This is a genomic window from Methylorubrum populi (genome assembly GCF_002355515.1).
GTDB classification, from domain to species: domain Bacteria; phylum Pseudomonadota; class Alphaproteobacteria; order Rhizobiales; family Beijerinckiaceae; genus Methylobacterium; species Methylobacterium populi_A.
Genome location: NZ_AP014809.1, coordinates 3,954,254 through 3,978,089 on the forward strand (window position 1 = coordinate 3,954,254; position 23,836 = coordinate 3,978,089).

At 71.7% G+C, this 23,836-nt stretch carries 18 protein-coding genes; 9 read left to right on the forward strand and 9 right to left on the reverse strand.

The genetic code is table 11. The features are described from left to right. Positions 1-25 precede the first annotated feature (25 nt). The 3 genes from MPPM_RS18270 to MPPM_RS18280 all read left to right on the forward strand — a co-directional run bounded on the left by MPPM_RS18270 (position 26) and on the right by MPPM_RS18280 (position 6,815). Positions 26-3,310: a transglutaminase family protein gene (locus MPPM_RS18270; protein WP_096486280.1), complete on the forward strand. Its 3,285-nt coding sequence runs from the start codon at positions 26-28 to the stop codon at positions 3,308-3,310. Between the two features lie 137 nt (positions 3,311-3,447). After that, a complete protein-coding gene (locus MPPM_RS18275) occupies positions 3,448-5,910 on the forward strand; it encodes a circularly permuted type 2 ATP-grasp protein (RefSeq protein ID WP_244573582.1) in 2,463 nt (820 codons plus the stop codon). After that, positions 5,907-6,815, forward strand: coding sequence for a transglutaminase family protein (locus tag MPPM_RS18280; RefSeq protein ID WP_096486281.1), 909 nt, complete (start codon positions 5,907-5,909; stop codon positions 6,813-6,815). Before MPPM_RS18275 ends, MPPM_RS18280 begins: the two co-directional genes overlap by 4 nt. A 69-nt stretch (positions 6,816-6,884) precedes the next feature. On the opposite strand, the gene MPPM_RS18285 is transcribed toward MPPM_RS18280, so the two are convergent. Beyond that, positions 6,885-7,538 (reverse strand): TetR/AcrR family transcriptional regulator, encoded by a 654-nt coding sequence (locus MPPM_RS18285; RefSeq protein ID WP_173807924.1) that lies wholly within the window; start codon positions 7,536-7,538, stop codon positions 6,885-6,887. An 81-nt stretch (positions 7,539-7,619) separates the two neighbouring features. Between MPPM_RS18285 and MPPM_RS18290 the strand changes: the two genes are divergently transcribed. Continuing rightward, positions 7,620-8,360 (forward strand): 3-oxoacyl-ACP reductase family protein, encoded by a 741-nt coding sequence (locus MPPM_RS18290; protein WP_096486283.1) that lies wholly within the window; start codon positions 7,620-7,622, stop codon positions 8,358-8,360. Between the two features lie 39 nt (positions 8,361-8,399). On the opposite strand, the gene MPPM_RS18295 is transcribed toward MPPM_RS18290, so the two are convergent. Next, positions 8,400-9,566 (reverse strand): multidrug effflux MFS transporter, encoded by a 1,167-nt coding sequence (locus MPPM_RS18295; protein ID WP_096487912.1) that lies wholly within the window; start codon positions 9,564-9,566, stop codon positions 8,400-8,402. Between the two features lie 332 nt (positions 9,567-9,898). After that, the gene (locus MPPM_RS18300; RefSeq protein WP_096486284.1) at positions 9,899-10,495 is read right to left on the reverse strand and encodes a hypothetical protein; all 597 of its coding nucleotides are present in this window, start codon (positions 10,493-10,495) and stop codon (positions 9,899-9,901) included. Between the two features lie 226 nt (positions 10,496-10,721). On the opposite strand from MPPM_RS18300, the gene MPPM_RS18305 reads away from it, so the two are divergent. Together MPPM_RS18305 and adh are read left to right on the forward strand one after the other, a co-directional pair. After that, entirely contained in the window at positions 10,722-12,557 is a 1,836-nt protein-coding gene (locus MPPM_RS18305; RefSeq protein WP_244573341.1) for a serine hydrolase, read from the forward strand. 199 nt (positions 12,558-12,756) lie between these two features. Then, on the forward strand, positions 12,757-14,280 hold the full coding sequence (gene adh, locus MPPM_RS18310) for an aldehyde dehydrogenase (protein ID WP_096486286.1): 1,524 nt from the start codon (positions 12,757-12,759) through the stop codon (positions 14,278-14,280). A gap of 175 nt (positions 14,281-14,455) precedes the next feature. Here adh and MPPM_RS18315 read toward each other — a convergent pair whose 3' ends face one another. Next, on the reverse strand, positions 14,456-15,334 hold the full coding sequence (locus MPPM_RS18315) for an NmrA/HSCARG family protein (RefSeq protein WP_096486287.1): 879 nt from the start codon (positions 15,332-15,334) through the stop codon (positions 14,456-14,458). Between the two features lie 127 nt (positions 15,335-15,461). Here MPPM_RS18315 and MPPM_RS18320 point away from each other — a divergent pair, with 127 nt between their 5' ends. Continuing rightward, positions 15,462-16,364: a LysR family transcriptional regulator gene (locus MPPM_RS18320; RefSeq protein ID WP_096486288.1), complete on the forward strand. Its 903-nt coding sequence runs from the start codon at positions 15,462-15,464 to the stop codon at positions 16,362-16,364. 97 nt (positions 16,365-16,461) lie between these two features. Here MPPM_RS18320 and MPPM_RS18325 read toward each other — a convergent pair whose 3' ends face one another. Then, the gene (locus MPPM_RS18325; RefSeq protein WP_096486289.1) at positions 16,462-17,343 is read right to left on the reverse strand and encodes an aldo/keto reductase family oxidoreductase; all 882 of its coding nucleotides are present in this window, start codon (positions 17,341-17,343) and stop codon (positions 16,462-16,464) included. Between the two features lie 95 nt (positions 17,344-17,438). On the opposite strand from MPPM_RS18325, the gene MPPM_RS18330 reads away from it, so the two are divergent. Next, positions 17,439-18,347 carry a LysR family transcriptional regulator gene (locus MPPM_RS18330; RefSeq protein WP_096486290.1) on the forward strand — a complete coding sequence of 303 codons (909 nt, stop codon included), beginning with the start codon at positions 17,439-17,441 and terminating at the stop codon, positions 18,345-18,347. Positions 18,348-18,414: 67 nt separating this feature from the next. On the opposite strand, the gene MPPM_RS18335 is transcribed toward MPPM_RS18330, so the two are convergent. Genes MPPM_RS18335 through MPPM_RS18345 form a run of 3 tightly spaced genes read right to left on the reverse strand, consistent with a single transcriptional unit; the run spans position 18,415 to position 21,497 of the window. Beyond that, a complete protein-coding gene (locus MPPM_RS18335) occupies positions 18,415-19,704 on the reverse strand; it encodes a type III PLP-dependent enzyme (RefSeq protein ID WP_096486291.1) in 1,290 nt (429 codons plus the stop codon). 4 nt (positions 19,705-19,708) lie between these two features. Continuing rightward, complete coding sequence (locus MPPM_RS18340) at positions 19,709-21,226, reverse strand: AMP-binding protein (RefSeq protein WP_096486292.1); 1,518 nt, start codon at positions 21,224-21,226, stop codon at positions 19,709-19,711. A gap of 19 nt (positions 21,227-21,245) precedes the next feature. Then, the gene (locus MPPM_RS18345) at positions 21,246-21,497 is read right to left on the reverse strand and encodes an acyl carrier protein (RefSeq protein ID WP_096486293.1); all 252 of its coding nucleotides are present in this window, start codon (positions 21,495-21,497) and stop codon (positions 21,246-21,248) included. Between the two features lie 312 nt (positions 21,498-21,809). On the opposite strand from MPPM_RS18345, the gene MPPM_RS18350 reads away from it, so the two are divergent. After that, entirely contained in the window at positions 21,810-22,334 is a 525-nt protein-coding gene (locus tag MPPM_RS18350; RefSeq protein ID WP_096486294.1) for a DoxX family protein, read from the forward strand. Here the strand turns inward: MPPM_RS18350 and MPPM_RS18355 are convergent. Next, entirely contained in the window at positions 22,291-23,772 is a 1,482-nt protein-coding gene (locus MPPM_RS18355) for an MFS transporter (RefSeq protein WP_096486295.1), read from the reverse strand. The two genes, MPPM_RS18350 and MPPM_RS18355, sit on opposite strands and share 44 nt — an antisense overlap. Positions 23,773-23,836: the final 64 nt, after the last annotated feature.

A 23,836-nucleotide genomic window follows, 5' to 3' on the forward strand; every position in this document is an offset into this window, starting at 1 on the left:
GACCTCGCAACAATCCGGAGCCTCCGTGTCGATCCAAGCCGCCCTGCACCACGTCACGCATTACCGCTACGACCGGCCGATTGCGCTGGGGCCGCAGACCATCCGCCTGCGCCCGGCGCCGCATGCCCGGACAAAGGTGCCGGCCTACGCGCTGAAGGTCAGCCCGGAGAACCACTTTATCAACTGGCAGCAGGACCCGGCCGGCAACTGGCTCGCCCGCCTCGTCTTTCCGGAAAAGACCACCGAGTTCCGGGTCGAGGTCGATCTCACCGCCGACCTCGCGGTCATCAATCCGTTCGACTTCTTCGTCGAGCCCTACGCCGAACGCCGCCCCTTCGACTACGAGGCGGATCTGAAGGTCGCGCTCGCCCCCTACCTCGTCCTCGATGAGGCGCAGGGGCCGGAAATCGACGCCTTCCTCGCCGAGATCCCCGACGAGACGCACACGGTCAACTTCCTCGTGGCGCTCAACGAGAGGGTGCGCTCGCACGTCGCCTACGGGGTCCGGATGGAGCCCGGCGTGCAGACCGCCGCCGAGACGCTGACGCTGAAAAGCGGCTCCTGCCGCGATTCCGCGTGGCTCCTGGTGCAGGTGCTGCGCCGACTCGGCTTCGCCGCCCGCTTCGTCTCGGGCTACCTGATCCAGCTCGTGCCCGATACCACCGCCGTCGACGGCCCGGCCGGCACCAGCACCGACTTCACCGACCTGCATGCCTGGGCCGAGGTCTACCTGCCAGGTGCGGGCTGGATCGGCTTCGACGCCACCTCCGGCCTGCTCACCGGCGAGGGCCACATCCCGCTCGTGGCCACCGCCCATTACAACGCCGCCGCGCCGATCTCCGGGCTCGCCGAGCCGGCCAAGGTCGAGTTCGCCTACGAGATGACGATTAGCCGCGTGGCTGAAGCCCCGCGCATCACCAAGCCGTTCTCGGACGAGATCTGGACGGCGATGGACGCGCTCGGCGAACGGATCGACGCGGATCTCACCGCGCAGGACGTGCGCCTGACCATGGGCGGCGAGCCGACCTTCGTCTCGGTCGACGACTTCGAGTCGCCCGAATGGAACGTCGCCGCCGTCGGCCCGACCAAGCGGGGCCTCGCCGATCAGCTGGTGCGACGCCTGCGCAACCGCTTCGCGCCCGGCGGCATGCTGCATTACGGCCAGGGCAAGTGGTATCCCGGCGAGAGCCTGCCGCGCTGGGCCTTCGCCCTGTACTGGCGCAAGGACGAGGTGCCGGTCTGGCGCGACGCCGACCTGATCGCCGTCGAGGACGGGCCGAAGACCGCCACCATCGCCGATGCCGAGCGGCTGATCGGCGCGCTCGCCAAGCGGCTCGAACTCGCCCGCTTCGTCTTCCCGGCCTACGAGGACGCGGTCTACTGGAAGAGCCGCGAGAGCGAGTTGCCGGTCAACGTCACGACCGCGGCGCCGCGGACCGGGAGCCTGGAGACCGATGCCCGGTTCAAGCGCGTGTTCGGCCGTGGCCTCGACACGCCCGTCGGCTACGTGCTGCCGCTCGCCAACCTTGCCGTGGATGGCGGCCGCGCCTGGATCTCGGAGGCGTGGGCCTTCCGCCGCGGCGGCGCCTATCTCAGCCCCGGCGACTCGCCGATGGGCTTCCGCCTGCCGCTCGCCTCGCTGCCCTACGTGCCGCCGGATTCCTACCCCTACTACCACCCGCAGGATCCGCTGGAGGCTCGCGGCGACCTCCCCGCCGAGCCCGGCGGCCTCAAGGACGCACCGCTGCCCAAGGGCGCGGACCGAGCGAACGGCGGCGGCATCGAGGGCGTGGCCGTGCGCACCGCGCTCGCGGTCGAGCCGCGCGACGGCGTGCTCTGCGTGTTCATGCCGCCGCTGGAGCGCGCGGACGAGTATCTCGACCTCGTCGGGCATCTGGAGCACGCCGCCGAGACCGTCGGCCAGCCGATCCATATCGAGGGCTACGAGCCGCCCTACGATCCGCGCCTCTCGGTCATCAAGGTCACGCCCGATCCCGGCGTGATCGAGGTGAACGTCCATCCCGCCGCCTCCTGGCGCGAGGCGGTCGACATCACCGCCGGCCTCTACGAGGAGGCCCGCCAGACCCGCCTCTGCGCGGAAAAATTCATGATCGACGGGCGCCATACCGGCACCGGCGGCGGCAACCACGTCGTGCTCGGCGGGGCCAGCCCCTCCGACTCGCCGTTCCTGCGCCGGCCGGACCTGTTGAAGGGCCTCGTGCTGTTCTGGCAGCGGCATCCCTGCCTGTCCTACCTGTTCGCCGGCCTCTATGTCGGCCCGACGAGCCAGGCGCCGCGCATGGACGAGGCGCGCCATGACGGGCTCTACGAGCTGGAGATCGCGCTGGCCCAGGTGCCGGGGCCGGACGAGGCCAACATCCCGCACTGGCTGGTGGACCGGCTGTTCCGCAACATCCTCGCGGACGTCACCGGCAACACCCACCGGGCCGAGATCTGCATCGACAAGCTGTTCTCGCCGGACGGGCCGACGGGGCGGCTCGGCCTCCTCGAATTCCGCTCCTTCGAGATGCCGCCGGACGCGCGCATGAGCCTTGCCCAGCAAGTCTTGCTGCGGGCGATCGTGGCGTGGCTCTGGCGCGAGCCGCAGACCGGCGGCTGTGTCCGCTGGGGCACGGCCCTGCACGATCGCTTCATGCTGCCGCATTTCCTCTGGGCCGACTTCCTCTCGGTGCTGGAAGACCTGCGCGCCGGCGGCTACGACTTCGACCCTCAGGCCTTCGCGGCACAGGCCGCGTTCCGCTTCCCCGTCTTCGGCCGGGTGGAGCAGGGCGGTGTGAGCCTGGAACTGCGCCAGGCGCTGGAGCCCTGGCACGTGCTGGGCGAAGAGGGGACCGCCGGGGGAACCGTGCGCTTCGTGGACGCATCCGTCGAACGGCTTCAGGTGAAGGTCGAGGGCTATGTCCCCGGCCGGCACGTGATCGCCTGCAACGGCCGGCGCCTGCCGATGACGCCGACCGGCGCCAGCGGCGAGGCGGTCGCGGGCCTGCGCTTCAAGGCGTGGCAGCCCGCCTCCTCGCTGCACCCGACGATCCCGCCGCACGGACCGCTCACCTTCGACATCCTCGATGCCTGGAGCGGCCGCTCGCTCGGCGGCTGCCGCTACCATGTCAGCCATCCGGGCGGGCGCAACTACGACAGCTTCCCCGTCAACGCCTACGAGGCGGAGGGGCGCCGCCTCGCCCGCTTCGAGGCGATGGGCCACACCCCCGGACGCGTCGCGATGCCGGCCGAGGAGCGTACCGGCGACTTCCCCCTGACCCTCGACCTGCGCACGCCCGCACCCCGATGACAGCCGGAGCGCTCTCCGTCGAAGTGGTCACCGGTTCGTCGCAAGAGAGCGCGACCCAGCAGGGATCCGCAGCCGCCCTCGCGGACGGGCCCTTGCCCGACGCCTCCGCCTGGGCGGCCGACGATCCGGCCGCGCGCATGCGCCGCTGGACGGAGGGCTATACAGCCCGTCCCGGTCTCGCCGACGAGTTGATGGACGCCGACGGCACCCTGCGCGGCGCTTGGCCCCGCTTCCTGGAGCGGCTGGCCCGCCTCGAGGACCGCGAGGTCGCCGCCCGCTTCCTCTCCGCCGAGCGGCATATCCGCGACGCCGGCATCTCCTACCGGGTCTATGGCGACGGGCGCGAGCATCCCTGGCCACTCGGGTCGCTGCCCCTGGTGATCGATGCCGCCGACTGGGCGGAGCTGTCCGCCGGCATCGTCCAGCGCGCCGGGCTGATGGAGCGCATCGTTGCCGACCTCTACGGGTCGGGCCGGCTCGTGTCGGAGGGCTTTTTGCCCGCGGGCGTGGTGGCAGGGCACCCCGAGTTCCTGCGCCCCGTCCACGACATCGCGCCCCCCGGCGGCCGCTGGCTGCCGATCTACGCGGCGGATGTCGGCCGCGGACCCGACGGGCGTTGGCAGGTCCTGGCCGACCGGACGCAGGCCCCCTCGGGCCTCGGCTACGCCCTGGAGAACCGGATGGTGCTCGCCCGCGCCTTCCCGGACCTGTTCGCCGACCTCCAGGTCGAGCGCCTGCCCGGCTTCTTCCAGGCGTTTCGCGCCGGATTGGCCGCCTCCTGCGCGCGCAGCGATCCGCGCATCTGTCTGCTCACCTCGGGCCCCTACAGCAGCACCTATGTCGAGCAGGCCGCGCTCGCGCGCTATCTCGGCTTCCTCCTCGTCGAGGGCGACGACCTCGTGGTGCGCGACGGGCTCCTGCACGTGCGCACCATCGCCGGGCTCAAGCGCACCGACGCGGTCTGGCGCCGGATCGACGCCGACTACCTCGACCCGATGGAGCTGCGCTCGGATTCGCGCCTCGGCGTGCCCGGCATCCTGCAGGTGCTGCGCCGGGGCGGAGCGGTGATCGGCAACATGCCGGGCTCCGGCGTGCTCGAATCGGCCGCGCTCAGCCCCTACCTGCCGGCCATCGCCCGGCGGCTCACCGGCGAGGAGCTGCGGCTCACCGGCCCGCGCACATGGTGGTGCGGCGACCCCGACGGTCTCGCCCATGCCCTGGCCAATCTCGACCACCTGACGCTGCGCCCCGCGGCAACCCCTGTGCGCGGCCCCGAGCGCGACGCGATGCTCGCCGGTCCCGCCCTCGACGCCGCCCGCGCCCGCGCCGTGGCGGCCTTACGCGAGCGCCCGTTCGACTGGGTAGCGCAGGAGCCCGCGCCGCTCTCGACCATGCCCGCGTGGCAGGACGGGCGCTTGGTCGCCCGGCCGTTCGTCATGCGCGTCTTCGCCGCCGCCACGCCGGAGGGCTGGCGCGTGCTGCCGAGCGCCTTCTGCCGCGTCGCCGAGCGGGAGGGCGCCGACCCGAGCGAGATGCGCGCCGGCATCCGCTCGGCCGATGTCTGGGTCCTGTCCGACACCCCCGTCGATACGCCGACGCTCGTGCATACGAGCGCGCCGCGCATCCGCCGCATCGCCGGCCACCTGCCGTCGCGGGCCGCCGACAACCTGTTCTGGTTCGGGCGCTACCTGGAGCGGGCGGAGGCGGTAATCCGCCTCGTCCAGGCCCATCTCGGCGTGTTCAGCGAGGCGGTCGCCGCCGATGCTTCGGGCGAGGAAGGCGCGCCGACGGCGCTCGCCATCCGCGCCCTTCTCAAGGATTGGGGCTCGGTCAGCGCCGCCGATCTCGGCCCGGCCGCGCTCGCCCAGGAGGCATTGTCCGGCAAGACCGTCCACGGCTCGGCCCTGTCCCACGTGATGGAGGCGCGCCGCATCGCCGCCTCCTTGCGCGAACGGCTGCCGACAGAATCCTGGCGGGCGCTGGCCGATCTGCGTGACACCCTGGTCTACGCCGAGGCCTGGGCGCCGACCGAGGCGCAGCTCTTCGGCAAGGCCGAGCGGGCGCTCGGCCATCTCGCCGCGCTCACCGGCCTGATCCACGAGAATATGGGCCACGCCGCCGGCTGGCGCTTCGCCGATATGGGCCGGCGCATCGAGCGGGCGATCAACACCTGCGGCTTCGCCCTGCGCTTCTGCGCCCCCGAAGCCGGCGCCGAGGATCTCGGGGTGATGCTCTCGCTCGCCGATTCGCAGATCGCCTACGGGGCGCGCTACCTCGTCGGCGTCAGCCGCGACGCGGTCTGCGACATGGCGGTGCTCGACCCCAACAATCCGCGCTCCGTCGCCTACCAGCTTCAGGCGATCACCGCCCATCTCGACGCCCTGCCGGCGCTCGCCGCCGACGGGCTGCCCGAGCCGCACCGCCGCCGGGCGCTGGCGCTCGCCACGACGCTCCAGACGGCGGAGGCCGATGCGTTCGACGCCGAGACCCTGGAGCGTTTCGAGACGGATCTGGAGGGCCTCGCCGACCGGATCGCCGGCCGCTACTTTCCGAATGGCCCCGACGCGCTGCGGCCCGAGAAGCTCACGGGTCTCGCTTGATCTACACCCTGCGTCACCTGACGACCTACCGCTACGCGCGGACCGTCCGCTTCGCGCGCTGCAACCTGCGCCTGCGCCCCCGCGACGACGAGGGGCAGCGGGTGCTGGAGAGCGCGCTCCACATCGCGCCCGAGCCGACGCGCCGCCTGGAGCGGCGCGACTTCTTCGGCCTCGACACCCTGACCGTGACGCTGGACGAGCCCCACCGCGAATTCGCGGTCGAGGCCGTCTCCCGCGTCGCGGTGGAGCGGCCGGCCCCGCCGCCGCCCGAATACGGCCTCGCCTGGGAGAAGGTGCGGGAGGCGGCGCTTGCGCTGCCCTCCCTCGGGCCGGACGGGCCGGCGCATTTCCAGTTTCCGAGCCAGCGGGTGCCCCTCGTGCCCGAGGTGACGGACTACGCCCGCAAGAGCTTCCCGCCCGGTCGCGGCGCCTATGGGGCGGCGGTCGAGCTGATGCACCGCATCCGCGACGATTTCCGTTTCGATGCCAAGGCCACCACGGTCTCGACGCCGCTGGCGGAGGCCTTCACCCTGCGGGCGGGCGTCTGCCAGGACTTCGCCCACGTGATGATCGCGGGGCTTCGCGGCCTCGGCCTGCCGGCGGCCTATGTCAGCGGCTACCTGCGCACCCGGCCGCCGGCCGGGCGTCCGCGCCTGCGCGGGGCGGATGCCAGCCACGCCTGGGTCGGGCTGTGGTGCGGATCGGATGCGGGGGAGGGCGGCTGGATCGGCCTCGATCCGACCAATGCCTGCGTGGTGCGCGACGACCACATCGTCGTGGCCCGCGCCCGCGACTACGCCGACGTGGCGCCGATCGACGGGATCGTCGCCTCCGCCGGCGCGCAGAAACTCACCGTCGAGGTCGACGTCATCCCCGAGGGCGAGCGCGAGAACGAGACGGCCTGATCCCGTTTGCGGTTCGCATCGGTGTCGTCTTTCGCCGCGCGATGCGGGTGTGGGCAAACCCCGAAGCGATCAGCCGCCGACCCGCGCGTCCCAGCCCGCCATCGCCAGCCCGGCGACCGCCTCCAGCTCGGCCCGACTCGCACCGTCGCGGGCCTGGAGCGACAGGCCGCCCTGCACCGTCATGACGTAGCGGGCGAGCGCTTGGATATCGACCGCCGCGGCGATCTCGCCCTCCGCCACCGCCCGAATCAGCCGCTCCGCGACGGTCTCGAGGCCGCGGGCGCGGGCCGCCCGCACGCATTCGCCGAGTTCCGCCTGCCCCTCGCCACCGACGGCCGAGAGCGTCACCATGCAGCCGCGCGGCGCGTCGGGCGCGCAGACCTCCGTCAGCGCGGTGGCCGTGTCCATCAGCAGCGCCTCGACGGCGGCGCGGGCGGTCGCGGCCGCAGCGAAGTTCCCCCAGACGAGCGCCTCGTGCTGCTCGCGATAGTGGCGCAGGGTCTCGGCGTAGAGGTCCTCCTTCGAGCCGAACGCCGCGTAGAGGCTCGGCGAACCGATGCCCATCGCTGCGGTCAGTTCGGCGATCGAGGTCGCCGCAAACCCCTTGCGCCAGAACAGGTGCATGGCCTGGCTCAGGGCCGCGTTCCGATCGAAGGCTCGCGGCCGGCCCCGGCCGCGGGGCGGCGCGTCAACGGGACGGGGAGTGGTTCCAGAATTTTGCATCGATCATTATTTAATTCGCTTGACCGCGGCGGACAACGCTCGTAGCCATTTCTGTGTCGTTCGATACAGAAAGATCAATCCATGAGTGAACTGGCAGGCAAGCGCGCCCTCGTCACCGGTGCCTCCCGCGGGATCGGCGCGGCCATCGCCCTGGCGCTGGCGGAACGGGGCGCCGATGTGGCGATCACCTACGAGCGCTCGGCCGAGCGGGCCGCCGAGGTCGTGCGGGCGATCGAGGGACAGGGCCGGCGCGGCCTCGCGATCCAGGCCGACAGCGCCGATGCCGAGGCGGTGAAGCGCTCGGTCGCGGCGGCCTCCGCGGAGCTCGGCGGTCTCGACATCCTCGTGAACAATGCCGGCATCGCCCGCGGCGGTCCGGTGGCGGAGATGGCGCTCGCCGACATCGATGCGCTTCTCGCCGTGAATGTCCGTTCCGTCGTGCTCGCCTCGCAGGCGGCGATCCCGCATCTCGGGGAGGGCGGACGGATCATCTCCATCGGCTCCTGCCTCGGCGAGAGGGTGCCGTTTCCCGGCGTGACGGTCTATTCGATGACGAAGTCCGCCCTGCTCTCGTTCACCCGTGGGCTCGCCCGCGAACTCGGCCCCCAGGGCATCACCGTGAACCTCGTGCAGCCGGGCTCGACCGACACCGACATGAATCCGTCCGACGGCGAACAGTCGGACCTCCAGCGCGCCATGACCGCGCTCGGCCATTACGGTCGTCCGGAAGACATCGCCGCCGCGGTCGCCTTCCTGGCGAGCCCTTCGGCGCGGCAGATCACCGGCACCACCCTCACGGTCGATGGCGGCGCCAACGCCTGACCCCTCGCCACGGCCCGGACCCGGTCCGGGTCGTCGGCTTCAGCCGGAGACGCCCGCCCGGTAGAGGCGCCCGCGCTCGGTCCAGAGGACGGTGAGCAGGGCGAGCGCGCCGAGCCCGGCATAGCCGTAGGCCACCGGCATCACCGTGCCGTTGAAGGCGTGACCGATCAGGAAGCCGCAGAAGGCGCCCAGGATCGTGGTATAGAAGCCGAGGAACGACGAGGCGGTGCCGGCGATCGCGCCCAGCGGCTGCAGCGCCAGGGCGTTGAAGTTCGGCAGGGCGAAGCTGATCAGGAACTGGTTCAGCGCCAGCACCGAGAGGAACAGCACCAGCGGCGGATGGCCCTGGTAGTGCAGGCCGATGCCGACCTGGACCAGACCGACCGCGGTGAAGGCGGTGACGCCGGCATGCGAGAGCGTGCGCATTCCGAGCCAGCGCACGACGCGGGAATTGATCAGCGTCGCCGCGCCCATGGCGCCGGCCACCACGCCGAAGGCGACCGGAAACAGCCCGCCGAGATGGTAGAGCCCGGTGTCGAACACCTGCTGGGCCGAGCCGACATAGCCCATGATGCAGCCCGTCAGCAGGCCGAGCGCGGTGGCGTAGCCGATCGCCGCGCGGGTGCGCAGCACGATCAGCAGCGCCTGCCCCGTCGACCGAAGCGAGAGCGGGCGACGGTACTCGGGATGCAGCGTCTCGGGCATGCGCAGGACGAACCACAGGGTGAGGATGCCACCGAGCGCCAGCATCGACACGAACACCCAGATCCACGAGCCGAGCAGCAGCATGGTGGCGCCGATCGCCGGCCCAAGCATCGGCACGATCAGGAACACCATCATGATGAGCGACATCACGCTGGCCATCTCGCGCCCCGAGAAGCGGTCGCGCACGATCGCGGTGGAGAGCACGCGCCCCCCGGCCGCGCCCATGCCCTGGATGATCCGCGAGGCGAGCAGCCACTCGTAGCTCGGGGCCAGCATCGAGAGGATGCAGCCGGCGGTGTAGATGCCGAGGCTGATCAGCAGGGTCGGCCGGCGCCCGATCGCGTCCGAGACCGGCCCGTAGACGATCTGCGCCACCCCGAAGCCGATCATGTAGACGTAGACGAGGAGTTGCAGGCTGTTCGGGTCGGCGACCGAGAACCGCTCCTGGATCAGCGGGAAGGCCGGCAGCAGGTTGTCGATCGACATGGCGGTGACCGCCATCATCAGGGCGACGATGCCGACGAACTCGGCAAATCCCGGTCCGACCCACGGCGGCGTACTCGGAGATGCGCCCGGCGCGGCCTCGGAGGCGGGGCTGCCGGGGAGGGGCCGAGGGGAGGATGTCACGGTTGGGGATGCTCTCAGGGGCAGTGCCGGCCGGGATCGGGTGCGGCAAGGCAGGGATGTGGTCGCGTGAAGGCCGCCGCGCTTCCCTCTCCCCTCTGCGGGAGAGGGTGGCCCCCGCGGGGGAGTCGGGTGAGGGGAGCGCCGTTTCCGGAAGGGCCTGAGCCGGCCCCTCTCCCGCAGCGGGGGAAGGGATCGCGAGGCGGCCTCTACTTCTTGTCCTCGCCACCGCCCATCGCCGTGCTGAGCCGCGCGTAGTTCTTCGTCACCAGGGCGATGTTGCCTTGCGACGGCTTGGCCGGCTCGCCTGCCGCGAGCGCCTCCTTGATCTCCTTGACCGCCTCGGCCTTCTCCTTGGCGGGCATGCCCTTGTCGGCCTGGACCGCCGCGAGCTGCTTCTTCAGGAGCGGCGTCGGGCCGACATAGCTCTTCGTCTCGGGATCGATCCCGCCGAGCACCGCATCGACGGTGTCGCTGGCATCCTGAAACTCTTCCAGGCTCGCGAAGCCGTTGCGCTTCACGATCGCCTCGGCCTGCCCTTGCGCCTGCGCCTCCGCCTTCGGATCGGGCTTGTCGGGCGCGCCGCCGGACAGCTTGGCCAGTTCCGGCTGCGCGGCGAGGAGACCGTCGATCTGTCCCTGCGTCAGAGCGATCTCCTTGCCCGGCTCCGGCGCCCCGGCGGGCGGGCGGTCCTGCGCCGCGGCGGAGGGGTTGGCCTGGGCGAGCGCGGCTCCGGGAGCGAGCACGGCCCCGGCGAGAAGGGCGGAGAGGGAAGCGGCGCGAACGGCGCGCGAAAGCATCGTCATGATCGTCTGCCTCTGATGTCTCGTCGGCTGCACCGGGCACCGTTCCGCGCGCGTGATGCGGCTCCGGCCTCGGGCGGCGCGCTTCTCGCAACGGGTCGCGGCGAAACCGTGATCGCATGCCCGGTCCCGGCCGGGCCGTGCGCCGCCGCAGAGACGGGACGCGCCACGCCCTGGCCGCAAAGGCCGCCTCTGCTCGTCGCGCCCGCCGAGAGGAGACAGGAGCCCCGTGAGCCAGACCTCCCCGAGACCGGTGTGGCGACGGCCCGGCGCCCGCCCGCTTCGCCGCCCTGCCGCTCCGCGCGCCGCCCTGTTGGCCGCCCTGTGCGCCGTCCTCGCGAGCGGGATTGCGGCGCCGGCCCGCGCCGAAGAGGCGTTTGCGCAGCGGGCCCACGCCCTCGTCACCCCCTATCTCGAGGCGGGCCTGTTCTCGGGCGTCATCCTCGTGGCCAAGGACGGTCAGCCGGTCTTCCGCCGCGCCTACGGCCTCGCCGACCGCGAATGGGAGATCCCCAACACGCCGCGCACCCATTTCCGCATCGGCTCGCTCACCAAGGCCTTCACGGCGGCGGCGATCCTGAAGCTCGCGGAGGCCGGCCGGCTCGGCCTCGACGACCCGATCCGCCGCTGGGTTCCCTCCGTTCCGGAGGCGTGGGCCGGGGTGAGTCTGCGGCACCTGCTCCAGCACCGCTCCGGCATCATCAACTTCACGGCGCTGCCGAACTACTACGACCAGATCGCGCGGGTCGATCACACGCCGGCGCAGATCGTGGCGCTGACGGCGGGCGACCCGCTGCTGTTCCCGCCGGGAGAGCGCTTCGAGTACAGCAACACCAACTACGTGCTGCTCGGCATGGCGATCGAGGCGGCCTCCGGCCGCTCCTACGAAGCCTATCTGCGCGAATCGATCCTCGCGCCGCTGGGATTGAAGGAGACCGGTTACGACGACCTGACGGTGATCCTGCCGCGGCGGGCGGCCGGCTACCGCCGCGGCCGGGCGCAGTGGCGCAACGCCGTGCCGATGGCGGCCAGTTCGGCCTTTGCCGCGGGAGCGCTCTACGCGACGGTCGACGACCTGCTCGCCTGGGACGAGGCACTCTCCGGGCCGCGTCTGCTGTCGGAGGCCTCGCGCGCGGCGATGTTCGACGACCGCGGCACCGGCTACAGCCTCGGCTGGTTCGTCGCCCGCGCCTTCGGCAAGCCCGGCGTGCCGGGGAGCGGCCACCGCGTCTTCGGCCATGCCGGGTCGATCCCCGGCTTCCTGTCGATCAACGACCTCTATCCCGACGATCGCCTGACCGTGATCGTGCTCTCGAACACCGAGACCGCCCCGGCCCAGAAGATCGCCCGCGACCTCGCCGCGCTTCATCTCGGCCATTACGAGGCGCCGGAAGAGATCGTGCTGGAGGACGTGATCCTCGACCGTTATCCCGGCACCTACCGCCTCGGCCCGCGCGCCGTCCTCACCGTCGCCCGCGAGGGCAGGGGCCTGACGGCGCGGCTGGACGGGCCCGGCCTGCGCGAGCCGGCCTTTCCCTTCGTGCCCGAGAGCGACCGCACCTTCGTCAGCCCCGTCGCCGACATGCGGCTTACTTTCGAGACCGAGCCGGACGGCAGCCCCACCGGGGTGATCCTGCATCGCGAGCACCGCGACCGGACCGGGCCGCGCGTGAGCGAGGCGGAGGCGCGGGCGAGCCTCGCCGAGCCGCCGCGGGAGCACCGCGAGGTCGCCATCGATCGCGCCGGCCTGACGGCGCTCGCCGGCCGCTACGCCCTGTCACCGGGTTTCGAGATCGCGGTCACCGTCGAGGACGGGCGGATCTTCGCGCAGGCGCCCCGGCAGCCACGCAACGAACTCTTCCCCGAGGCCGAGCGCGCCTTCTTCCTCCGCGCGGTCGATGCGCAGATCACCTTCACCGCCGACGAGGCGGGCCGCGTCACCGGCCTGATCCTGTACCAGAACGGCCTCGAGACCGATGCGCCCCGCCTCCCCGACGGGGGCGAGCCGACGATGCGCCTTGGACCAAGGGCGGGGTCGCCACAGGATCCGAAAGGGTCTAACTGATGGACCTGTCGCCGGTCGCATCGGCGGTGGCCTCGCTGCCCCCTGCGACCGCCGAAAACAGTTGCGACATCCATCAAGTCGGCGGCCGCCAGAAGCCGCGTTGGCCAAAAGTCCACCTTGATCAGACGGGGCCACTGCTCTTGTCTCCCGCCACAACGCGGAAGAGCGGTCGCCGAACGAGCGCAATGGAGGAAACGCGATGAACAAGCCCGAATTCCTGGCCGACGCCAAGACCAAGTCGCCGTTCTCGGCGCGCTACGACAACTTCATCGGCGGCCAGTGGGTCGCCCCCGTCGGCGGCCGCTATTTCGAGAACACCTCCCCCATCACCGGCAAGGTGATCTGCGAGGTCGCCCGCTCCGACGCGCAGGACATCGACAAGGCGCTGGACGCCGCGCACGCCGCCAAAGACGCCTGGGGCCGCACCGCCCCGGCCGAGCGCGCCCGCATCCTCAACAAGATCGCCGACCGGATGGAGGAGAACCTCGATCTGATCGCGCTGGCCGAGACCTGGGACAACGGCAAGCCGATCCGCGAGACCACCGCCGCCGACATCCCGCTCGCCATCGACCACTGGCGCTACTTCGCCAGCTGCGTGCGCGCCCAGGAAGGCGCGATCTCCGAGATCGACCACGACACGGTGGCCTACCACTTCCACGAGCCCCTCGGCGTCGTCGGCCAGATCATCCCGTGGAACTTCCCGATCCTGATGGCGGTGTGGAAGCTGGCGCCGGCTCTGGCCGCCGGCAACTGCGTCGTGCTGAAGCCCGCCGAGCAGACCCCGGCCTCGATCCTCGTGGTGCTGGAACTCATCGGCGACCTGCTGCCGCCGGGCGTGATCAACGTCGTCAACGGCTTCGGCCTCGAGGCCGGCAAGCCGCTCGCCTCCTCGCCCCGCATCGCCAAGATCGCCTTCACCGGTGAGACGACCACCGGCCGCCTCATCATGCAGTACGCCTCGCAGAACCTGATTCCCGTGACGCTGGAGCTCGGCGGCAAGTCGCCGAACATCTTCTTCGCGGACGTCGCCAACGAGGATGACGACTTCTTCGACAAGGCGCTCGAAGGCTTCACCATGTTCGCCCTCAACCAGGGCGAGGTCTGCACCTGCCCGAGCCGCGCGCTGGTGCACGAGTCGATCTACGACCGCTTCATCGAGCGCGCGATCAAGCGCGTCGAGGCGATCACCCAGGGCTCGCCGCTGGATCCGGCGACCATGATCGGCGCCCAGGCCTCCTCGGAGCAGCTCGAGAAGATCCTGAGCTACGTCGATATCGGCAAGCAGGAAGGTGCGGAGTGCCTCACGGGCGGCGCCCGCGGCAACCGCGAGGGCGATCTCGCCGACGGCTTCTACATGCAGCCGACGGTGTTCAAGGGCCACAACAAGATGCGGATCTTCCAGGAGGAGATCTTCGGGCCCGTCCTCTCGGTCACGACCTTCAAGGACGACGAGGAGGCGCTCTCGATCGCCAACGACACGCTCTACGGCCTTGGCGCCGGCGTCTGGACCCGCGACGGAACCCGTGCCTACCGCTTCGGCCGCGCGATCCAGGCCGGCCGCGTCTGGACGAACTGCTACCACGCCTACCCGGCGCACGCGGCCTTCGGCGGCTACAAGCAGTCCGGCATCGGCCGCGAGACCCACAAGATGATGCTCGACCACTACCAGCAGACCAAGAACATGCTGGTCAGCTACTCCTCGAAGAAGCTCGGCTTCTTCTAAGAGCCTCAAAGCGTTCGAGACCAACTTCAGCCCCGGCCGAAAGGCCGGGGTCTTTTGTTGTCGGGGCCGCATCGGCGGCGCGGCATGCCCGGCATCGGGCGCCCGACTGACGGACCGCTCCCGATGCGGGAATGGACGGGCGCTTCAGCCCGCACCGGCTCGGCCGGCAGACCGGTCAGGCCCCCCGCCAGGACTGCGCCGCCTCGGCCGCGAAATCGCGATAGCGGCGCGGGGAACGGCCGAGCAGGGCCGCGAAGCGTGCGACCTCGGCGGCGCTCGCCGAGGCGCCGTCCTCTTGGTAGCGGCGCATCATCACGCGCAGGTCGTAGGCGAGCCAGGCGGGAGCGAAGGCGCGCAGGCGGCCCTCCAGCCCGTCGAGGTCATCGCCGCCGTAGCGCACGTCGCGGCCCAGCACCTCCGCCCAGACCGCGGCGATCATCGGACCGGTGAGGGCATCCGGCCCGACGAGTTCGTAGGTCTCGGCCGGAAGTGGCGCGGGAGACCGATCGCGGCGCAGGAGTTCGCGGGCCGCGGCCTCGGCGATGTCGCGCGCGTCGACCATCGAGATCCCGCGCCCGCCGATCGGCGACCCGTACAGGCCGGCGCCGAGGAGCGGATCCTTCTGGGCGAGGTCGTTCTGCATGAAGTAGGCCGGCCGCAGCACCGTGGCCGGCAGATCGAGGGCCGCGATCATCCGCTCGACGGCGTGCTTGCCGGTGAAATGGGGCGCATCGACATAGGCCTCGCCGCGATAGACCGAGAGATAGACGATGCCGCGGACACCCGCATCGCGGGCGAGGTTGAGGGCCGTGATCGCCTGCGTCAGCTCGTCCGGAACGTTGGCGACCAGCAGGAACAGGGTGTCGATGCCGACGAGCGCCGCGCGCAGGGCATCGATGTCGGTGAGGTCGCCGCGAACGGCCTCGACGCCGGCGGGGAAGCGTGCCGTGTCCGGCGAGCGGGTCAGGGCGCGGACGGAAGCGCCGGCCCCGGCGAGGTGATCGACGACGCTGGAGCCGATGCGGCCGGTGGCGCCTGTCACGAGGATGGTCATGGTCGTTCTCCGGGTTGAAGCGGGGCGGTCCGCTGTGGGCCGCCGCCGATGACCGGAAAATGCGCCGTTCCCCTCCTGGGCCATAGACGGCAAGATCGGGACTGGGTGTCTCGAAATTGGAACGGGCATGGACCTCTCGGCGCTCTCGGACTTTCTTCTCGTCGCCAGCCACGGCGGGTTCGGCCGCGCCGCCCGGGCGAGCGGCCGGCCGAAGGCGACGCTGTCGCGCCGCGTCGCGGAGCTCGAGGCGAGCCTGGGCGCGCGGCTGATCGAGCGGGGCGAGCGCAGCCTGCGCCTGACCGAGGCGGGGACCCTCCTGCACGCCCGCACCGGGCCGCTGCTCGGCGAGATTGCCGAGGCCGGCGCGGCGGTGCGTGGGGGCCTGGACCGGCCGCGCGGGCGCCTGCGGGTGAGCGCGCCGCTGCTTCTCTCCGATTCCGCGCTCGGTCGCATCGCCGCCCGCTTCGTGCGCGCCTATCCCGAGGTTGATCTGACGATCCGATCGGAGGACCGCCTCGTCGATCCGGTCGAGGAGGATTTCGACGTCGTCATCCGGGTGAATCCGAGGCCGGACGCGCGCCTAGTCGGGCGCTGCGTGCTGCGCGACGCGCCCTGGCTCGTAGCCGCAGGCGACGCAGTCCGCCCGGATCCGAGGTCAGATGGCGGGCCGACCCCGCTCTCCTGCGTGGTGCGCGCGGAACCGCGGCCGGGCGAGGTCTGGACCGTGCGCGAGGGCTCGGCGCGCCTCGCCTTCGCCCCCGTGCCGGTTCTGCGGCTGTCCTCGCTGCCGATGCTGCGCGACGCGGTCGTCGCGGGTGCCGGCGCCGCAGTGCTCCCGCGCTCCCTCGTCGGCGGCGATGTCGCGGCGGGCCGGCTGGCGCTCTGGGGATGGCTCGAAGGCCCGCCGAACGAGGTCTGGGCGTTGCACACCTCGCGCAGGCTGGTCAGCCCGAAGGTCTCGGCCTTCGTGTCGTATCTGGCGGAGGCGCTTCAGCCTTCCGAAGCGCCTCCCACCGCGCCCCGGACCTGATCCGAGCGATCCCTCCGGAACGGCGGGTTCGGACCCCGCCCGGGCTCCGCGCGGGGCGTGACGATCCGGGTCGCCGCTTCGATTGCGCTTGGAAGGATCAGGCCATTTCGGCCGGGGCCGCGATCCGGTCCAGCTCCGCCATCACCGCGTCCGGCAGGGTGAGATCGGCGGCGGCCAGGTTCTCGCGCAGATGCGCCACCGACGACGTACCGGGGATCAGCAGGATGTTGGGCGCGCGGCGCAGGAGCCAGGCGAGCGCGACCTGCATCGGCGTCACGCCGAGCCGCTCGGCGACTCCGGACAGCGTCGTCGATTGCAGCGGGCTGAAGCCTCCGAGCGGGAAGAACGGCACGTAGGCGATCCCCGCCGCCGCGAGGTCGTCGACGAGCCCGTCATCCGCCCGGTGTGCGAGGTTGTAGGCATTCTGGACGCAGACGATCTCCGCGATCCTCCGCCCCTCGGCCACCTGCCGCTGCATCACGTTGCTGAGGCCGATCCGGCGCACCAGACCCTGGCGCTGGAGATCCGCCAGGACGGCGAGCGGCGCCTCGATGGAGCCCTCGGCCGGACCCGACACGTCGAACATGATCCGCAGGTTGACGACATCGAGCGCGTCCAGGCCGAGATTGCGCAGGTTGTCGTGGACCGCCCGGGTGAGGTCCTCGGCCGAGAAGGCCGGGTTCCACGAGGCGTCCGATCCCCGCTTCGCACCCACCTTCGTGACGATGACGAGATCGTCCGGATAGGGGTGCAGCGCCTCGCGGATGATCTGGTTGGTGACGTGCGGGCCGTAGAAGTCGCTCGTGTCGATGTGGTTCACGCCCCGAGCCACCGCCTCGCGCAGCACCGCGACGGCGCCGTCCCGGTCCTTCGGCGGGCCGAAGACGTGCGGCCCGGCGAGTTGCATCGCGCCGTAGCCCAGGCGCTTCACCACGCGATCGCCCAGGGCGTAGGTGCCGGCTCGTTCGAGATCGTTCATCGGGGTCTCTCCTGTGTGACACCCGCGGCTCTAGACCCTGCCGGACCGCGCGATAATACGGATGTATCGGCACGGGCTGTGCGGAGAAACGAACAATGCCGGCGGATCTCGGCGACCTCGCCGCCTTCGTCGCGGTGGCGGAGGCCGGCGGCTTTCGCGACGGCGCGCGGGCGTCCGGCATGAGCGCGTCCGGGCTGAGCGAGGCCGTCCGCCGGCTGGAGCGGCGGCTCGGCGTGCGCCTGCTCCACCGCACGACGCGCAGCGTCGCCCCGACCGAGGCGGGCATGCGGCTCCTGGAACGCCTGATGCCGGCGCTGGGGGAGGTCGAGGCGGCGCTCGACGTCGTCAACGGCTTCCGCGACCGGCCGGCCGGCACGCTTCGGCTCAACGTGCCGGTCAGCGCGGCCCGGCTGGTCCTGCCCGAGATCGTACCGCCGTTCCTGGCCGCCTATCCGGACATCCGTCTCGACGTGATCGCCGAGGACAGCTTCGTCGATGTGCTGGCCGCGGGCTGCGATGCCGGCATCCGCTACGACGAGCGGCTCGAACAGGACATGATCGCCGTCCCGATCGGCCCGCGCGAGCAACGCTTCGCCACGGTCGCGGCGCCGGCCTATCTCGACCGGCGCGGCCGTCCGGAGCACCCGCGCGACCTTCTGCACCATGCCTGCATCGGCGGCCGCTTCGCGAGCGGCCGGACGACGGAATGGGAGTTCGAGCGGGACGGAGAGATCCTGCGCGTCGATCCGAGCGGGCCGCTCACCGTACGCGTCGGCGCCGCCACCGACCTCGCGGTCGAGGCGGCGGTCGCTGGGGTCGGCATCCTCACCCTGTTCGAGGACTGGCTGCGGCCGCATCTCGACAGCGGAGCCTTGGAGCCCATTCTGGAGCCGTGGTGGCCACGCTTTTCCGGCCCGTTCCTGTACTATCCCGGCCGCCGCTACCTTCCCGCCCCGCTCCGGGCCTTCATCGACTTCATCGGCCAGCCGCGGCGCGCGCCCTGACGCCGCCGATGGATGCCGATGCGGGGATGCTCCCGGCCGCGGCTGCGGTGGAGGCAGGCGGGCGTGATCAGCCCCGATGCCGGATCGCGGTCGCCCGGCCGCCCTCCACCAGCACCTCGGCCGGCAGCGGATGGCTGAGAAAGCCGGTCGGGCTCGCGGTCAGTCCGTAGGCGCCCGACTGCAGCACGGCGACGAGGTCGCCCTCGGCGAGCGGCGGCAGCGGCGCGGCACGGGCCAGCATGTCGAGCGGCGTGCAGAGCGGGCCGACGACGGCCGTGGCCCCGCGCTCCGTACCGCCGCCGTCCATGACGGCCGCGAGGGGAAAGTCGCGCTTGACCACCTGACCGAGATTGCCGCTCGCGGCGAGGTGGTGATGCATGCCGCCATCGGTGATGACGAAGCGGCTGCCGCGGGATTCCTTCACCGCCAGCACCCGCGCCACGTAGAGGCCCGCCGGCCCGGCGAGGTAGCGGCCCGGCTCCAGCACCACGCGGGCCGAGGCCAGACCGGGATCGGCCCGCAGCGTCGCGATCAGGTCGGGCAGTCCCGCGCGGAGCGCGCCGAGTTCGAGGGCGGCGTCACCGGAAAAATACGGGATGCCGAGGCCGCCGCCGAGGTCGATCGTCTCCAGCGGGCGACCGGTCCGGCGGGCGATCCGCGCGGCGAGGCCGAGGCCGTAGGCCCACTGGCCGAGCAGGGTCTCCGCCTTCAGACCCTGCGTGCCCGCGAAGAGATGAAGCCCGACGAGGCGGAGCGAGGGCTGCGCCTCCACCGCGTCGATGGCGGCGTCCATCGCCTCCTCGTCGAAGCCGAAGGGGGAAGGCTTGCCGCCCATCCGCATCGCCCCGCCCTGGGCCGCGGCGCCGGGATTGATCCGCAGGGCGACGCGCACGGTCGCGCCGTGACGCTCCGCTGCCGCTGCGACCCGAACCATCTCCTCGCGGTTCTCGAGGTGGATCTCGCCGATGCCGCCGGCGACCACCCGGTCGAGATCGGCCGCGCCCTTGCCCGGCCCCGCGAACAGGATCCGCTCGGGCGGGACACCGGCCGCGCAGGCCGCGTCGAATTCGGCGCCGGAGGCGATCTCGGCGCCCGCGCCCTCCTCGTGGAAGACGCGGATGACCGCCGGATTCGGGTTCGCCTTCACGGAGAAGTCGACCTCGGCGAAACCGGCCACCGCCGCGCACAGGGCGCGGTAGGTCCGGCGCATCGTCCCGGCATCGTAGACGAAGAGCGGCGTGCCGAATTCCTTCGTCAGGTCGGTCACCGACAGGCCGCCGACACGGAGAACGCCCCCCGCGTCGCGCGAAAAATTCTCGGCGATCAGGGCGGCGGCGAGATCGGGAGGAACCGCCATCGGCCTAGATCTCCGCCGCCGCGCGCTCGGCGGTCAGGCGCTTGTAATCGACCTTGCCGTTGGGCGTGGTCGGGAGCGCCGCCACCGCCTCGATGGTGCGGGGCACGAGGTGGGGCGCCAGGGCCGTGCGCAGGCGCTGCAGCACGTCCGCCGTGCCCGGCGCGCCCTCGGCGGGAACGGTGACCGCGTGTATGCGCTGGCCGAGGCTCGGATCCGGCAGGCCGATCACGGCGGCGGCGCGGAAGGCGCCGGTCTCCATCAGCGCCGCCTCGACCTCGGTCGGGCTGACGCGGAATCCTTGCGTCTTGATCATCGTGTCCTCGCGGCCGATGAACCGGAAGAAGCCGTCCGCGTCCTCCATCACGAGGTCGCCGGAGCGGCAGACGAGCCCCGGCTCGGTCCCCGGCGGCGGGAACGGGTCGGGCACCAGCACGCGGGCGGTGTCCTCCGGCCGCTTCCAGTAGCCCATCGAGACGGTGGGGCCGCGGTGGTGCAGGATGCCGGGCTCGCCCGGCCGGGCCCGCCGCCCCTCGGGGGTGAGCGCGAAGATGTCGGTCTCGGGGATGGCGCGGCCGATCGAATCCGGCCGCCGGTCGATCTCGTGCGGAGGCAGGTAGGTCGAGCGGAAGGCTTCCGTCAGGCCGTACATCAGCACGATGGCGGTGTGCGGCAGCCGGGCGCGCAGGCGCGCGATCGTCGGCAGGGCGAGGCTGCCGCCGGAATTGGTGATCGCGCGCAGGGCCGACAGGTCGGCCTTGGCCAGATGCGGCGCGGCGCGCGTCAGCAGGGTCCACAGCGTAGGCACGCCCGCGAGCAGGGTGATGCGGTGCGCCTCCAGCGCCTGGACCACGTCGTCGCCCAGCCGCGGCGTCAGGAGAACGATCCGCGCGCCCTGCTCCACGCCGGTGAGAAGCTGGTTGAGGCCGTAATCGAACGAGAACGGCAGCACCGAGAGGATGCGGTCCCCCGGTCCGATGCCGAGATAGGTCCGCACGATGCGGGTGCCGGCGATCAGGTTGGCATGGGAGAGCATCACGCCCTTGGGCAGACCGGTCGAGCCCGAGGTGTAGAGGATCGCCGCCAACCCCTCCGGAGCCGGCTCGCCGGGGGGAAGCACAGAGCCGTCCTCTCCCGTCTCTGCGGTCAGGACGCGCAATGCCGGACAATCGTCGAGCGCGCCCTCGAGCCCGGCGGCGTGGGCCGCGTCGGTCAGCAGCACCCGCGCGCCGCTGTCCGCGACGATGTGGTGGACTTGGCGCGGGCGTAAGGACGGATGGATCGGCACGAACACACCGCCCGCGGCGCTGACCGCGAAGATCGCGACGCATTCACGGATCGATTTCGGCAGAAGGATCGCGATCCGGTCACCCGGCGCGATCCCGAGGGCCCTGAGGCGCCCAGCCAGGACAGCGACGCGGACGCGCAGGCCGCCGTAGGTGAGGACCTCGGCCTCCTCGACGATCGCGGGGGAAACGTCCGCGCCGGCTCCGTCGAGCAGGTGGTGCAGCAGCGTCGGGGCCATGGAAGGAATCAGGCGGGGATCAGACGTCGGAACGCCGGTCGTCGATGAAATGGGCCAACGTGTCGACGCTGGCGAAGTTGGCCAGATCGAAGCTGTCCTCGTCGATCTCGACGCCGAAGCGATCGCCGAGATGCATCATCAGGTCGAGAATGCCGATCGAGTCGAGCGCGTCGCTGGTCACGAGGGAGGTCTCCCCGGTGACGGCGCCGGAGGGAAGGCCCGGGTTGCGGGCCGCGATGAAGGCGAAGATCGCCTCCCGCACGTCGGCCATCGACTGAACCACGGCTTCTCGACCCCTCGAACCGTCCTGCGCTGGTCTCGGGTTGCGGGCTTAAGCCCATCGCACGGGCAAGTCCATGGCGCGCCGGGTCCGTCGCGCGTTCACGGCTCAGGATCGAGGCGCCCCGTCCTCGGGGCCGCCGTTTCCGGGCTCGCGCGTCAAGGGCCCCGGAGACGGTGAGGGACGTCGAGCCATCCCCAGCCATCCGCCGATTCGCCGGAACGGCTTAACTCCCGATTCACGCTGGCGCCCGAGGCTTCGCGGCATCCTTCTCTCCCGCCTCTCTTCCGGAGTCCTCGGCCCGTGTTCGGTTCAGCCCAGAACGGCGTGCTTCTCGCCGCCCGTCTCCTCATGGCCTCGGCCCTGCTGCCGACCGGCGTCGCGCGGGCGCTCAACGTTTCCGGCTTCGCGGTGACGCTGGCGGGCGCCGGCTGCCCCGCGCCGAACGCGGTCGCGACCGCGGCGGTGATCGTGCAGGTGTTCGGGCCGCTGGCGGTGATTCTCGGCGTGATGCCGCGGCTCACCGGGCTCGCCATGGCCGGCTTCGTCGCCGGCATGGCGGCCCTGCTGCACCCGTTCTGGCTTCATGCCGGGGCCGCGGCGGTAACCGAGCGCAGCTTCCTGCTCGCCGATCTCGGGCTCGCCGGCGCCTTCCTGATGTACGCGATGACCGGCCCCGGCGCCTGGGGCTGGCAGGGCTTTTTTCGAAGCGGCGAGGCGGCGGCTCCGGCCCGCGCGACGAAAGCCGCGCCCAAGGGGCCGGCGCGTGCCAAGACCGGAGGCGTCAAGCGGACGGGCGGCCGGGCTCCGGCGCGGGCCGCGGCGTGAGGGGCGCGAGGCTCTGAGGCGATCCTTCGGCGGGTCTCGGGACACCCTGCGCCACACGGCGCTGCCCCGAGACCTCCGCGCCCGCATCCGGCGCCAGCCGCCGGAACACGAAGAACGAGCCTGCCGAGATCACGGCCACCGCGAGAAAGGCGAGGGGGAAGTCCTGCGCCTCGATTCCGCCGTGGCCGTGCCACGCGGCGGCGCCCTCCAGCGCCAGCGCGCCGATGGAGACGCCGAGACTCAGCGAGAGCTGCTGCGCGACGCTGGCGAGGCTGGTGGCCGCGCTCATCTCGCGCGATTCGAGGTCGGCATAGGCGATGGCATTGACGCAGGTGAATTGCAGCGAGCGCACGCATCCGCCCAGCAACAGCACGCTGACGATGATCCAGTGCGGCGTCTGCGCCGTGAACAACCCGTTGGCGGCGAGAAAGGCCGAGGCGACCAGCGCGTTCGTCACCATCACCCGGCGGAAGCCGTGGGCGCGCAGGATGCGCGGACCGACGATCTTGATCAGCAGCGCGCCCGCGGCGGCGGCGAAGGTGATGAGCCCCGAATGCAGGGGATCGAGGCCGAAGCCGATCTGCAGCATCAGCGGCAGCAGGAAGGGAATCGCTCCGGTGCCGATCCGGAACAGGCTGCCCCCCGTCACCGCCGCGCGGAAGGTGTCGTGCTTGAGCAGGTCGAGGCGGATCAGCGGGTGCGCGGTGCGCTTGGCGTGGCGCAGATAGAGCCCGACGAGAACGAGCCCGCCGGCCATGCAGGCCCAGGACACGCCATCCGGCAGGAGGTGGCGCCCGGTCGAGGCGAAGCCGAGCATCAGGAGGGCGAGCCCGCCCCCCGAGAGCAGGAAGCCGACCCCGTCCAGCGGCGGCCGCACCTCCTCGCGGATATCACCGAAATACAGGGTCGCCAGGACGATGCCGGCGAGCCCGATCGGGATGTTGATGAAGAAGATCCAGCGCCAGTCGGCGTAGGTGGTGATGAAGCCGCCGAGCGGCGGCCCGAGGATCGGGCCGATCAGCGCGGGAATCGTGAGGTAGGCCAGGGCCCCGACGAGTTCGGATTTCGGCACAGAGCGCAGGATCACGAGGCGGCCGACCGGCACCATCATCGCTCCCCCGATCCCCTGCACGAAGCGGGCGGCGACGAAGCCGGCGAGCGAATTCGCGGCGGCGCAGGCCAGCGAGCCCGCCATGAAGACGCAGAGCGCGGCGCGGAAGACGTTGCGGGCGCCGTAGCGGTCGGCGGCCCAGCCCGAGATGGGGATGAAGATTGCGAGGCTGACGAGATAGGCGGTCAGCGCCAGCTTGAGGGCAATCGGATCGACGCCGAGGCTCGCCGCGATCGCCGGCAGCGCCGTGGCGATCACCGTCGAGTCGGTGTTCTCCATGAACAGGGCGGTGGCGACGACAAGGGGAACGATCTGGGCGGGACGCATCGGCAGGAAGAAGCGTGCGACGCGCCGAAGGGTTGCGCCACGGGGAGCGGGGGCGCCCCATCGT

Coding starts and splice junctions, on each gene's coding strand:
- MPPM_RS18275 (WP_244573582.1), top strand. CDS start 3,448: ATGCGCCGCTGGACGGAGGGCTATACAGCCCGTCCCGGTCTCGCCGAC.
- MPPM_RS18285 (WP_173807924.1), bottom strand. CDS start 7,538: ATGCAAAATTCTGGAACCACTCCCCGTCCCGTTGACGCGCCGCCCCGC.
- MPPM_RS18290 (WP_096486283.1), top strand. CDS start 7,620: ATGAGTGAACTGGCAGGCAAGCGCGCCCTCGTCACCGGTGCCTCCCGC.
- MPPM_RS18295 (WP_096487912.1), bottom strand. CDS start 9,566: ATGGCGGTCACCGCCATGTCGATCGACAACCTGCTGCCGGCCTTCCCG.
- MPPM_RS18300 (WP_096486284.1), bottom strand. CDS start 10,495: ATGACGATGCTTTCGCGCGCCGTTCGCGCCGCTTCCCTCTCCGCCCTT.
- adh (WP_096486286.1), top strand. CDS start 12,757: ATGAACAAGCCCGAATTCCTGGCCGACGCCAAGACCAAGTCGCCGTTC.
- MPPM_RS18315 (WP_096486287.1), bottom strand. CDS start 15,334: ATGACCATCCTCGTGACAGGCGCCACCGGCCGCATCGGCTCCAGCGTC.
- MPPM_RS18320 (WP_096486288.1), top strand. CDS start 15,462: ATGGACCTCTCGGCGCTCTCGGACTTTCTTCTCGTCGCCAGCCACGGC.
- MPPM_RS18325 (WP_096486289.1), bottom strand. CDS start 17,343: ATGAACGATCTCGAACGAGCCGGCACCTACGCCCTGGGCGATCGCGTG.
- MPPM_RS18330 (WP_096486290.1), top strand. CDS start 17,439: ATGCCGGCGGATCTCGGCGACCTCGCCGCCTTCGTCGCGGTGGCGGAG.
- MPPM_RS18335 (WP_096486291.1), bottom strand. CDS start 19,704: ATGGCGGTTCCTCCCGATCTCGCCGCCGCCCTGATCGCCGAGAATTTT.
- MPPM_RS18340 (WP_096486292.1), bottom strand. CDS start 21,226: ATGGCCCCGACGCTGCTGCACCACCTGCTCGACGGAGCCGGCGCGGAC.
- MPPM_RS18345 (WP_096486293.1), bottom strand. CDS start 21,497: ATGGCCGACGTGCGGGAGGCGATCTTCGCCTTCATCGCGGCCCGCAAC.
- MPPM_RS18355 (WP_096486295.1), bottom strand. CDS start 23,772: ATGCGTCCCGCCCAGATCGTTCCCCTTGTCGTCGCCACCGCCCTGTTC.